Origin of the sequence: Kribbella sp. NBC_00889 (assembly GCF_045207705.1) — a bacterium.
Lineage (GTDB): Bacteria > Actinomycetota > Actinomycetes > Propionibacteriales > Kribbellaceae > Kribbella.
Map to the genome: position 1 here is coordinate 2,298,534 of NZ_CP108783.1, position 11,608 is coordinate 2,310,141.

At 68.4% G+C, this 11,608-nt stretch carries 10 protein-coding genes; 4 read left to right on the forward strand and 6 right to left on the reverse strand.

Annotated features, from left to right (window positions below; all coding sequences use genetic code 11):
* Nucleotides 1-51: 51 nt before the first annotated feature.
* The 6 genes from OG817_RS11115 to OG817_RS11140 all read right to left on the reverse strand — a co-directional run bounded on the left by OG817_RS11115 (nucleotide 52) and on the right by OG817_RS11140 (nucleotide 7,701).
* Entirely contained in the window at nucleotides 52-1,677 is a 1,626-nt protein-coding gene (locus OG817_RS11115) for an alpha-L-arabinofuranosidase C-terminal domain-containing protein (RefSeq protein ID WP_406053779.1), read from the reverse strand.
* Nucleotides 1,674-3,179 carry a sulfatase-like hydrolase/transferase gene (locus tag OG817_RS11120; RefSeq protein ID WP_406053781.1) on the reverse strand — a complete coding sequence of 502 codons (1,506 nt, stop codon included), beginning with the start codon at nucleotides 3,177-3,179 and terminating at the stop codon, nucleotides 1,674-1,676. Before OG817_RS11120 ends, OG817_RS11115 begins: the two co-directional genes overlap by 4 nt.
* The gene (locus tag OG817_RS11125; protein WP_360447553.1) at nucleotides 3,176-4,006 is read right to left on the reverse strand and encodes a carbohydrate ABC transporter permease; all 831 of its coding nucleotides are present in this window, start codon (nucleotides 4,004-4,006) and stop codon (nucleotides 3,176-3,178) included. Before OG817_RS11125 ends, OG817_RS11120 begins: the two co-directional genes overlap by 4 nt.
* Entirely contained in the window at nucleotides 4,003-4,884 is an 882-nt protein-coding gene (locus tag OG817_RS11130) for a carbohydrate ABC transporter permease (protein ID WP_396393468.1), read from the reverse strand. Before OG817_RS11130 ends, OG817_RS11125 begins: the two co-directional genes overlap by 4 nt.
* A gap of 74 nt (nucleotides 4,885-4,958) precedes the next feature.
* Entirely contained in the window at nucleotides 4,959-6,452 is a 1,494-nt protein-coding gene (locus tag OG817_RS11135) for an ABC transporter substrate-binding protein (protein WP_406053784.1), read from the reverse strand.
* 25 nt (nucleotides 6,453-6,477) lie between these two features.
* Nucleotides 6,478-7,701: an ROK family protein gene (locus OG817_RS11140; RefSeq protein WP_406053786.1), complete on the reverse strand. Its 1,224-nt coding sequence runs from the start codon at nucleotides 7,699-7,701 to the stop codon at nucleotides 6,478-6,480.
* A gap of 173 nt (nucleotides 7,702-7,874) precedes the next feature.
* On the opposite strand from OG817_RS11140, the gene OG817_RS11145 reads away from it, so the two are divergent.
* The 4 genes from OG817_RS11145 to OG817_RS11160 all read left to right on the forward strand — a co-directional run bounded on the left by OG817_RS11145 (nucleotide 7,875) and on the right by OG817_RS11160 (nucleotide 11,607).
* Nucleotides 7,875-8,630 (forward strand): FHA domain-containing protein, encoded by a 756-nt coding sequence (locus OG817_RS11145; RefSeq protein WP_406053788.1) that lies wholly within the window; start codon nucleotides 7,875-7,877, stop codon nucleotides 8,628-8,630.
* 12 nt (nucleotides 8,631-8,642) lie between these two features.
* Nucleotides 8,643-9,038, forward strand: coding sequence for a hypothetical protein (locus OG817_RS11150; RefSeq protein WP_406053790.1), 396 nt, complete (start codon nucleotides 8,643-8,645; stop codon nucleotides 9,036-9,038).
* A 126-nt stretch (nucleotides 9,039-9,164) separates the two neighbouring features.
* Nucleotides 9,165-10,445, forward strand: a complete 1,281-nt coding sequence (locus OG817_RS11155; protein ID WP_406053792.1) for a hypothetical protein — start codon at nucleotides 9,165-9,167, stop codon at nucleotides 10,443-10,445.
* Between the two features lie 115 nt (nucleotides 10,446-10,560).
* Nucleotides 10,561-11,607: a LacI family DNA-binding transcriptional regulator gene (locus tag OG817_RS11160; protein WP_406053794.1), complete on the forward strand. Its 1,047-nt coding sequence runs from the start codon at nucleotides 10,561-10,563 to the stop codon at nucleotides 11,605-11,607.
* Nucleotide 11,608: the final 1 nt, after the last annotated feature.

Here is an 11,608-nt window from a genome sequence, read left to right on the forward strand (position 1 = left end):
GTGACATCAACCTCCTGGACCTTCGCGATCGGCGTGCCCAGCCCTCCGGGTTCAGATGAGGTTGAAGGAGAGCAGGGTGATGCTGTGGGGTGGGAAGTCGTAGCCGGCGTCTGTCAGGTCGAGGACGCCGCGATCTCTCAGGGCGACGTTGTCGGGGCTGCTGAGGGTGTTCGAGGCCAGTACGTCGTCCACGTCCACGCCGAGATCTCGGACGGCGACTCGCGTCGGCAAGCCCTCGGCGCGGCCGTCGAGCCTCAGGTCGGCGCGGATGGTCGCCGTACGGTGGCGGTTGATCACGGCCAGCCGCAGCGAGCGGCCGTCCTCGGTCTGCGTGGCCGAGACGTCGAGGTCGGGCACGGTGCCGCTGCGCGTGCGGAACTCGCCGGCGGCGTCGCGTGCATCCCCTTGCCGTACGGCGGCCAGCCGCCCGGATGACCGGACCTCGGCGGTCAACGCGACCGGACCGAGGTGGTTCTGGTACAGGTCCCATACGTGGTACGTCGCGGCCCGCACCGCGCCACCCGGTCGAGCGACAACGACCCCGTTGGCATTGAGCAGGTTGACCGTGTTCGCCATCGTCACGGGTACGTCGTGCCCACTCGCGCGATGCAGTGCGTGGAAGACACCCGCGTAGAAGAGCGCATCCGCCAGGGTGCGTGGGCTCCACCGGTTGACCCGGCGACAGCGCTCGGTGGAGAGCCCGTCGACGTCGCGCTCGATCGTGCCGCCGTCGTCCGAGGCTTGTGGCTCGGGCCAGGTGTCGGGTTCGACGTGACGGATGTTCCACTCGTCCAGCGCGAGACCCAGCGGCCGTTCGATTCCGTGCTGCGCGGCCAGGCCGGCGACGAGATCGGCGTACGTCTGGATCTGCTGCTCGAAGTACTGCGCCTGGGCGACGATCGCGTCGTACTCGGTGTCGCCGTCGACCAGCTGGGTGGTCGCGCCGTAGAGGTGGAAGGACAGGTAGTCGATCTGGTTCCCGACCGCCTTCAGGACGGTGTCGGTCCAGCCTCGCCGGTCGTCGGTGAGGCCGACCCCGACGAACCTGAGCGACGGGTCGACGGCGCGCATGAAGCGGGCGTGCTCGGTGGCGTCGGCAGCATAGGCCTCGGCGGAGCGATGTCCCATCTGCCAGCGGCCGTAGACCTCGTTGCCGAGACCCCAGTACTTGACCTTGTACGGATCCGGGTGGCCGTTGGCGGCACGCTTCCGTGCGTACGTCGTATCGCCGGCGTAGTTGGTGTACTCGACCCAGCGGACCGCGTCGTCGACGTCGCGGCAGCTGTGCGCGAGATACGGCTCGGTGCCGACCTCGGCGCACCAGGCAAGGAACTCGTCGGTGCCGAAATGGTTGTCCTCCTCCTCGCCCCACGCGAGCTCGAGCCTTCGCGGCCGCTCGGCGCGCGGCCCGATCCCGTCCTCCCAGTGGTACGGCGAGGTGAAGTTGCCGCCCGGCCAGCGGACCACCGGAAGGCCGAGCTCGCGGCACAGCTTGACGACGTCGCGGCGCAGTCCGTTGCGCGCGTCCGGATCGTCGTACGCCAGGGGCGAGCCTTCGTCGAAGACGCCGCCGTCGATGTTGCCGAAGAACGCCGACTCCAGGAAGTGGCCGTAGATCAGCGGGTCGATCGTGCTGCGCCGGCCGGTGCGGATGTCGATGGTCGCTGTGGTCGTCACGGGTGCGGGTTCTCCTCGTCCAGGGCGCTGAGGGCGGTGTCGTAGGTCTTCGCGCCGACTTCGAACATCGACGTCATCCAGTGGTAGAAGTTGTCGCCGCGATCCCGCAGCGTCGCGTACAGCCGGCCCATCAGCTCACGCCGTACGCCGGCCAGCTCGGGGTGCTCGTAGCGGTTCTGCAACTCGTGCGGGTCGGTCCCCAGGTCGTAGAGCTCGTTGCCGTCGGCGGGGTTCACGATCAGCTTGTAGCGGTCGGTGCGGATCATCCGCTGCGGGTACGGGAAGTGGTGGCCGTGGAACTCCGCGACCACGGCATCCGGCCAGTCAGCCGGGCGGTCGCCCGCGACCAGCGGCAGCAACGACCGGCCCTGGTAGTACTCCGGGACAGGGAGTCCGGCGAGCTCGAGGAAGGTCGGAGTGAGGTCGGTGAGGGTGGCGAATCCGTCCTCGGTCCGAGCGGGTGGGTTCCCCGGAATCCTTGCCAGCAAAGGGATCCGGTAGATGTCGTCGTACATCGCCGGACCCTTGTCGTGCAGCCGGTGCGACCCGGTGAACTCGCCGTGGTCGGCGGTGAAGAACACGGCCGTGTCGTCGCCCAGCCCGAGCTCGTCGAGTACGGCGAGGATCCGGCCGACCTGTTCGTCGATCAGCGTCACGTAACCCCAGTACGCCGCGATCAGCTCGCGCCAGGTGTCCGGCCCGAGGCTGTCGAACGTCCAGTGCGAGGAGTAGTGCTGTTGCACCCGGGGCTTGTTGGCGAAGGTCTCCGCGATCGAGACCGGCAGCTCGACATCAGCCGGGTCGTAGCGGTGGTAATACGCCTCAGGCAACAAATAGGGCAGGTGTGGCCCGAACCAGTTGCAGCCGAGGTAGAACGGCCGTCCGTCCTCGGCGTACCGGCGGAGCTGCTGGATGGTGCGCTCGGCAAGGAAGTACTCGAAGGTGGCTTCCACCGGCTGCTCGAGGATGCCGGCGAGCAGGTTGCCGGGCTCCCCGTTCGCGAAGGTGCCGCGGACGGGGGAGTGCACCGCGAAAGGGGGATAGCCGTTCTCGGCCAGATATCGCAGGTAGTCGGGGTGCTGGACCGCGTTGCCCCAGCCGGCGTAGTGCTCGCCGTCGTACCCGAAGTCCTTCGGCCCCTTCACCTTGCCGACATGCCACTTGCCGACGTGGCCGAGCTGATAGCCGGCTTCGCCGAGCAAGGACGAGAAAGGTGGGAACGTGTCGTCGAGCTCCTCGCGATAGCCGACGTTGCGCTCGTAGTTCGCCAGCAGCGTGTGTTTGTAGGGGAGTACGCCGGTCTGCAGCGTGGCCCGGGCCGGAGTACAGATCGCGGTCGGGGTGAAGCCGTTGGTGAACAGCGTGCCGGCGGCCGCGAGCCCGTCCAGAGCGGGGGTCTCGCACACCCGGTTGCCGTAGCAGCCGAGGGTGTCCAGGCGGTGCTGGTCGGTCATCAGGAGCAGGATGTTCGACGGCACTCGGTCTCCAGAGCTAGGGATCATTGCTTCACCGCGCCGGCCAAACTCTCGACGAACTGCCGCTGCAGTACGACGAACACGGCCACGACCGGTGCCAGCGACAGTACGGCGGCCGCGGCCATCCCGGCCCAGTCCGTGTCGTTCTCCCCGACGAACGCGGACATGCCGACCGCCAGCGTGCGCAGCTCAGGATGGCTGAGCGTGAACACCAGCGGCAGCAGGTAGGCGTTCCAGGCGGCGAGAAACTGCAGGATGAACACGCTCACCGTGATCGGCTTGGCCAGCGGCAGCATGATCCGGAAGAAGACCGTGAGCGGTCCGGCGCCGTCCATCCGGGCCGACTCCTCCAGGTCCTTCGGGATGGTCCGGAAGAACCCGGCGTACAGCAGCGTCGCGGCCGCGTGACCGCCCGCGCCGAGTCCGAGGACGACACCGAGGTGCGAGTTGAGCAGACCGAGCTGATCGGTCAGCTGCGTGACCGGGATGATCGTGTAGCCCTCCGGCAGGAAGAAGGTGACCAGGAAGACGCCGATCAGGACCTTCTTGCCGACGAAGTCGTACCGCCCGAGCACATAGCCGGCCAGCGCGCTGCGCATGATGACCAGGGCAACCGTGCCCAGGGTGATCAGGACGGTGTTGAGCATGTACGACGAGAACCCGACCTCCGACCAGGCCCGGCTGTAGTTCTCCCAGACCGGTGCCTCAGGCAACAGGTTCAGGCCCTTGCCGAAGATCTCCGGGTTGGTCTTGAGAGAGCCGGAGACCAGCCAGAGGAACGGGTAGATCCAGACGGCGCAGAGCAGCGCGAGCCCGGTGCCGATGAGCCAGCGGGAACTTCTGGTCGCGATCATGCCATCGCCCGCCGAGCGGCCCGGATCCCCAGCGCCTGGGCGATCGCGAGTGCCATCGTCAGCAGCCCGAACAGGACAGCCGCGGCCGAGGCATACCCGAGCTGCGGGACGGTGGCGCCGAACGCGGTCCGGTAGATGTAGACCTCGACCACCTCCGAGGAGAACGCCGGACCGCCGCCGGTCAGCGTCATCACCAGGTCGAAGACGTTCAGCGCCCCGACCATGTCGATCAGCGTGATCACCACCAGGAACGGCAGCAGCAGCGGCAGGGTGACGTACCGGAACTCCTTCCAGTTGCCGGCGCCGTCGATCCGCGCGGCTTCATAGAGCTCGTTCGGGATCGTCTGCAACGCGGCCAGCCAGTAGATCAGGGTGATGCCGAGCCACTTCCACACCCAGACACCGATCACGCTGTACAGCGACAGCCCGGACGAGCCGAGGAAGTCGACCGGGCTGTCCACCAGCGCCGACTTCACCAGCGCCAGGTTGACCGGCCCGCCGGCGTCCAGGATCAGCGTGAACACGACGCCGACGATCGCGCCGGTGGTCACGACCGGCAGGAACAGCAGGGTCCGGAAGAGTCCGCGGAACGGCGTACTCCGCCGGTTCAGCACGATCGCGAGGAGCAGCGCCAGACCGACCCGCAGCGGCACTGCGATCGCCAGGAACACGAGCGAATTGCGGAAGGAGTTCCAGAACAGATCGTCGGCCCACAGCAGCTCGAAGTTCGCGAAGCCGATGAACGTACCGACGTCGGCGAACCCGGGCCAGTCGAGGAACGCGTACCACCAGCTGGCGACGAGCGGATAGACCGTGTAGAGGCCGTACCCGACCACCGTCGGCAACAGGAACAGGTAGATCCACCAGTCGTCCCGCATCCGCCGCCAGACGGTACGCCGTTTCGGCGCGGGCGCCGGTGGCTTCCGTCGTGCTGGTGCCTCCGTGGTGAGGGTCACTTGTAGCTGGCCTGGGTGTAGTCCTGACCGGGCTGCCAGTTGCCGAAGACCCAGTCGTCCTCGCTGACCTCGGCGCCCTTCTTCTTCGCCGCGTCGATCGCGCGCTTGCGTTCCTTCGTGGCCTTGTCGGCGTACTGGTGGAGCGCGGCCTTGTAGTCCTTGGTCGAGCCGGTCAGCGCGGCCTGGACGATCTCACCGGGACTCGGGTGCACGTCGCGCATCTCGGCCAGGGCCTTCGCCACACCGCCGTTCCGGACCTCCGGCACCGGCCCGATCCGCACGTCCTGCTGGAAGAACGAGACGTTCTTCTTGTAGGCCGGATGGACATCGGCCTTGTCCACCGAGTCGAGCAGGATCGGCGGCTGGTCCATCCGGGTGGCCAACTGGGCGGCGAACTCTGGCGTGGTCATCTGGAGCAGCACGTCGGCGGCGACCTTCGGGTTCTTGGCCTGGTCCGACACGAAGAACGAGCCGGGCGCGGGCGCGACGTACACGGTGCCGCGTTGCGTCGACGGCGCAGGGATCTGCCAGGCGCTGATGCCGCGCTCGACGGCCGGAGACTCCTCGACCATGAGACCGCCGATGAACCACGGGCCCCACGCGAACAGCGCGGCCTCACCGGCGGCCCAGCGGGCCCGGGCGTCTCGCGGACCCAGGGAGGAGGACGCGGGATGCAGTACGCCGTCGGACTTCAACGCGAGCAGGAACTCCATCGCCTGGATGAACGGGTCGCTCGCGACGACGATCTCGCCGGTTTTCCAGTCGGTCTGACCGGGTGCGCCGGCCATCTGGGCGAAGGCGGTCAGCTTCCCGCCCAGGTAGTCGGTGTCCTTCATCGGCAGTAGCAGACCGTGCACCGAGTCGGGCGTCTTCTGGTCGAGCGTGCGGACCGTGGCGCGGTACTCGTCCCAAGTCGCCGGCGACTGCTCGGGATCCAGACCGGCCTGCTTGGCCAGCGCACTGTTCACCCAGGTCGTCGAGTCGTGCCACCGGCCGCTGAAGACCGGGAACGTGTACACCTTCCCGTCGAAGCGATGGATCCCGTCGTACAGGTAGTCCTTCATCGGACTGTTGCCGAGATCAACGAAGTCGCCGATCGGGTGGAACCAGCCATTGGTGACCAGAGCCGCGACGCTGCCGCTCAGGCCGGCCGTCGAATGGACGTCGGGCAACTGCTTGCTGCGCCGGGCGAGTTGCAGCGCCTGACCGAGGTCGGCGGGATCGAGCTGACGGCGCTTGACCGTGATGTTGTCGTGTTTCTGGTGGTACTCGACGAACAGCTTCTTCTCGAACAGCTCGGTCAGCGGCCTGAACTGGTCCCACCAGTTGACGGTGATCGGGCCGCTGGTGCCGGCTGGATCGGCACCGGCGTTCTGGGCGCTCTGGCCGCCGCCGGTGCAGGCGTTGAGCAGCGGAAGGCCGAGGGCGAGGCCACCGGCGGTGCGCAGCAGTTGGCGTCGGGACGGTCGGGGCGTGGTCGAGGTGCTCATGGCGAGTGCCTCCTCAGGGCAGGGCTCAGCCGAGGTCGGGGATCCGGTCCCGCGCGGCCGCAGCCTCGGCGGGATCGGCGGGGGCGGCCGGGTAGCCGGCCAGGAGTGCGGAGCGCCGGAGTACGAGGGCTATGCCGCCGCGCGCCGCGTCGTCGTGGCCCAGGGCGGCCGGAGCGATCCGCAGCCCGTGCCGTACCTGGTTGTGGGTGTGCTTGCGGACGGCGTCACGGATCGGGTCGAGCAGCGACGCACCGGCCGCAGCCAGTTCGCCGCCGATGACCACTGTCTCGGGGTTGACGGTGTTGCAGGCCGCCGCCAGGACCTCACCGATCCTGGTGCCGGCCGTCGAGATCACCGCGCGTACCGCGCGATCGCCGTCGGCCAGCCGGCGCAGTACCTCGTCGAAACGGCGTACCCCGCACTGCTCGAGAATCGCGGCGAGCGAGACGTAGCGCTCGAGGCAGCCTCGGCCACCACACGCGCACTTCGGTCCGCGGGGATCGACGGTGATGTGGCCCAGCTCGCCGGCCGCGCCGCCGGCACCGGAGAACAAGTGCCCACCGAGGACTAGGCCGCCGCCGACGCCGTACGAGAGCCGCAGATACAGGACGTTCTGCAGACCTGCGCCGGCGCCCCAGATCGCCTCACCGAGCGCGGCCAGCCGGGTGTTGTTGTCGACGTACACAGGTACGCCGAAACGGTCGGTCAGGCCGTCGCGGACGAGATGAATGCGGGTGGCTCGGCTCGGCTGGCGGTGGCCGCCGGTCTCCGACACCGGACCGACCACGCCGACGCCGACACCGGCGAGGGCGGACAGCGAGATTCCGTTGTCGGCGGCAAGCGTGTCGACCAGGTCGAGGGCGAGTTCGAGCCGCTTCGACCACGGCGTACGTTCGGAACAGTCGGTGCCGGCCGAGCCGACGACCTCGTGCGCGACGTTCGCGATCGTCACCTGGATGAGGCGATGACCGAGATCCATGCCGAGCGCGAGTCCGCCGGAGGCGTTCACCGTCAGCTGGGTCACTGGGCGGCCGCGACCGCGACTGGTGTTGTCGTCGATCGCGGTCTCGGTCAGTGCGTCGGCCGCCAGCAGCTCCTGGACGATCGACGACAGGGTCGCCCGGGACAGGCCGGTCCGTTCCGCCAACTGGGCACGGGTCATCGCGCCCTGGGTACGCAACACCGTCAGCACCCGATCCTCGTGGGTCTCCCGGAGCAGGCGAAGCGGTCCGGCGGTGTCCTTGGCCATGCGGAGGACTCTGGGCCGTCCCGCTGTTTTCTGTCAAGACCCCGGAATTAATCCGCCCAGATTAATTCCGGGGTCTTGACGTAAAAACTCCGGTGGTCCCAGACTGACCGTGGCGCCGTCGGCTCTTGCCTGCCTGAATTCGGGGTGGTTTCCTGGAATTCGGGGGTGGTGACTTGGGGCCTTCGACTGCTGGAGCGACGTACCTGGTCGTGGAGAGTGCGGGGTCGGACCAAGGGCGGCGGATCAGCCTGGTCGGGAACCGGTTGACGGTCGGCCGGCTGCCGAGTTGCGACGTGCGCTTCGACGACATCCAGGTGAGCCGTACGCATGCTGCGCTGTGGCGCCAGGGCGGTCTGGACTACGTCGAGGACCTCGGGTCGTCCGGTGGCACGTACGTGAACGACGTACCGATCGGTGCTCCGCGTCAGCTGTCCGCCGGTGACACGGTGGCCTTCGCCGGCCTTCGGCTTCGCTACGAGGGCGATCGGACACCGGCGCCGCAGCAGGCGGTTCGCTACGACATCGGGGACCAGCGGGCGGAGTCGATCAACAACGTCGGGCGGGACCAGTACAACTACTCGCAGCAGGTCATCCAGCAGCGGGAGAGCTTCTTCCGTGAGATCGCGGCGACGAGAACCAGGGCGCGATGGATGGTCTGGATGGGAGTCGTCCTGTTCGTGGCCGGTCTGGGCATCGCCTACGCCGGCGGTTACAGCTTCTTCAAGCTGATCATCGATACGCCGCTGGACTCGACCGGTCCGCCGGACGACTTCGGCGACGGCTTCCTGACGACACTGGTGGGTGGCCTGATCAACACCCTCGGCATCCTGCTGATCATCATCGGGATCGTGCTGCACATCGTCGCGACGTCGCGGCGCAAGCGGGTCGACCGGGAACTGCCGCCGCCACGGCCGTACCGCGGCCCTTGAGAGGGATGCGTGATGACCTTCAACATCGGCAACCAGTCGGCCGGCAACATCAACAACGTCGGCCGGGACCAGCACATCACCGGTGGTCAGCACGGCGTACTGGTGACGCCTGAGGCTGCCCGCCAGGCTGTCATCGATCTGCGCGCCGGGCTCCGGCTTGCTCCGCTCGAGCAGCAGACCTCGGCCGCCGCGGAGGCGGAGGTGCGCGAGATCGAGACCGAGATCCAGAAACCCGAGCCCGATCGGCCCAAGGCCGCAAGCTCACTGGAGAGACTCACCCGGCTGCTTCTGTCCGCGGGTTCACTCGCCTCCGCGGGCGCGGCCCTGGTCCAGCCCTTGCAAACCCTTGCCGGCTGGCTCGGCACCCTCGGCGCCCCGATCCTCCATCTCCTACCGCTGCTGGCCTAACCCAGCCGGCCGCCACCTTGCCGAACTGAGCCGGTTGCGGCGGAGCGGTTCGGGCGGCTGATGCGTCAGACGTTCCTGCGGCTGGACCCGGCCGTGTGGTTGGGTTCTGGGCTGAAGGAGGTGGACGTGGCGGGGTCAGGGATCGTCGTACTGTCCGTCGTGGTCGTCGGTGCGGCCGCGATCATCTGGGGCATCATCGCGCTGGTACGGCGGCAGCGGTACATCAAGTCGTTGCGGGATCGCGGCTGGACGTTCGTGAACAGTCCGACGTTCGATGCCGTGGGCCGGCTCGGCAATCCGCCGTTCGGGATGGGCTTCCGGCGCAAGCCGGACGATCAGATCATCGGCCACACCAGCTCCGGCCGGGCGTTCCAGGTCATCGAGTACGACTCGGAGTACTGGTCGGGCTGGGTCGGCATGGTCACGTTGTCTCGCCGGCTGCCGGAGCTGTGGATCACCGGCGGTCAGACGCAGCCGCGGTCCGGCGTCGAAGCGACCGTCATGCAGACCCCTGCGCACCTCGGGCAGGGCTGGCAGGTCGGCGCACTGAACCCGGCGTTCGCGGCAGTGGTGATGACGCCGCAGCTGTGTGAGCGGCTGACCGCGCTCGCGGCGGGCCAACCGGGTGTGAACCTCAGCATCGACGCCGACCAGCTGGTCGTTCTGGATCCGCCGCGCAAGGACGTCGAGCTGCTCGCTCCCTGGCTGGAGCAACTGGCCACCGTCGCCGCCGCGATCGATGCCACACCGCTGGACCAGTGGATCCAGCCGGAGCAGCCGCCGCGGCTGACCTTCTACCAGCACCCGGAGTGGTACTGGATCGGCGTCGACGACAGCCTGCTGCAGGGCACCCCGGTGACTCGGTCCGGCCACGATCACAGCACCAGTGAGGTGATCCGGGGCCGCGACGGTGACGGTCCGCCGTTCGTCGCGTTCACGCACCACTGGAAGACCACTCGCACCGAGACCTCCACCGACAGCGAGGGTCGCACGCACACCCGGACCGTGGTCGAGAACCACAGCGAGCCGATCCTCGGCTTCCAGTTGCCGGCCCGGATGCCATGGATCCAGGTCGCCCGGCGCGGCTTCGGCCACGGCATCAGCTTCGAGAGCGAAGCCTTCAACGACAAGTTCGCCGTCACCGCCCAGGACACCAAGTTCGCGTACGACGTCATCCACCCCCGCCAGATGGAGTACCTGATGGCCAACCCACCGGCGTCGTTCAGGATCACCGAGGACTGGGCGTGGTTCGCGCCAGGCACCCACAGCCATGGGGTCATCGCCCACAGCTCCGACTTCCTCCGCGGCTTCCTGGCCCGCGTCCCGCGCTTCGTCTGGCGGAACCTCGGCCTCCCGGACTCGCCGTACCCGCCGCTCGACCCCGCTCCGACGCACAGCAGCCGCTGACAGATCACCTTCATCACGGTTGGGTCACGACGGATCAACACGTGTTGCTCGGGATGTGACCGGCACGACATGCTGGCCGCTCGATTCCACGCAACTCGTGTTGATCGGAGGCGCGGTGACGGTGCGGCGCTCGGACGTGGCCCGGTTGGCGGGTACGTCGCCCTCGGTCGTGAGCTACGTGCTCAACGGCGGACCTCGCGGGGTCGCGGAGGAGACGCGGCAACGGGTGCTCGCCGCGATCGAGCAGCTCGGCTACCGGCCGAACGGGATCGCCCGCTCGCTGCGGATGGCCCGGACGATGACGCTGGGCCTGGTCGTCCCGGACAACGCCAACCCCTTCTTCGCCGAACTCGCCCGCGCGATCGAGGAGGAGTCGTTCGCCGAGGGGTACACGTTGCTGATCGGCAACTCGTCCGAGGACGACGACCGGCAGACGACGTACGTGCAGACCTTCCTGGCCCGTCAGGTCGACGGGTTGTTCCTGGTCCCGGCCCACGGTCCGCTGGGCTGCCTGGAGGATCTGCAGCGCGCGAAGACGCCGTGGGTGACGCTCGACCGTGCCGTGGAAGGGATAGCGCCGGCCGTACTCGTCGACAACCGTGGCGGTGCGTACGCAGCGACCCGGCATCTGCTCGAACACGGCCGGCGGCGGATCGCGTGCCTGGCCGGACCGCAGGACGTGATGCCCGCAACGGACCGAGTCGCCGGCTGGCGTTCGGCGCTGGCCGACGGCGGCATACAACCGGATGCGATGTCGCTGTGGCATGCGCCGTTCGGCCGGCAGGCCGGGTACAGCGCAGCCCGCAAGATGCTCGCCGCGGACGAGCGGCCGGACGCGATCTTCGCGGCCAGCGACGAGCAGGCGATGGGTGTACTGCGGGCCGTCGCCGAGCTCGGTCTGGTCTGTCCGGACGAATTGGCGATCGCGTCGTTCGACGGTGTGGCCGCGGCCATGTACTCGACGCCGGGCCTGACCACGGTCCAGCAGCCGTTCCGCCTGCTGGCGCGGGCTGCGGTGAGCCATCTCGTGCAGCAACTGGGCGGGGGCGAGGTCGACGCGGACGAGGCGAGGACCGAGGTCCTGCCGGTCCAGCTGGTCCGGCGCGGGTCGTGCGGCTGCATCGACCCGACGGGCGGAGACGCACCCGAAACGGAGGACTGAG

Bases quoted from the DNA above. Each gene is read 5' to 3' on its own strand.
- OG817_RS11125 (WP_360447553.1), bottom strand. From the start codon at position 4,006: ATGATCGCGACCAGAAGTTCCCGCTGGCTCATCGGCACCGGGCTCGCG.
- OG817_RS11140 (WP_406053786.1), bottom strand. From the start codon at position 7,701: ATGGCCAAGGACACCGCCGGACCGCTTCGCCTGCTCCGGGAGACCCAC.
- OG817_RS11135 (WP_406053784.1), bottom strand. From the start codon at position 6,452: ATGAGCACCTCGACCACGCCCCGACCGTCCCGACGCCAACTGCTGCGC.
- OG817_RS11120 (WP_406053781.1), bottom strand. From the start codon at position 3,179: ATGATCCCTAGCTCTGGAGACCGAGTGCCGTCGAACATCCTGCTCCTG.
- OG817_RS11130 (WP_396393468.1), bottom strand. From the start codon at position 4,884: ATGCGGGACGACTGGTGGATCTACCTGTTCCTGTTGCCGACGGTGGTC.
- OG817_RS11150 (WP_406053790.1), top strand. From the start codon at position 8,643: ATGACCTTCAACATCGGCAACCAGTCGGCCGGCAACATCAACAACGTC.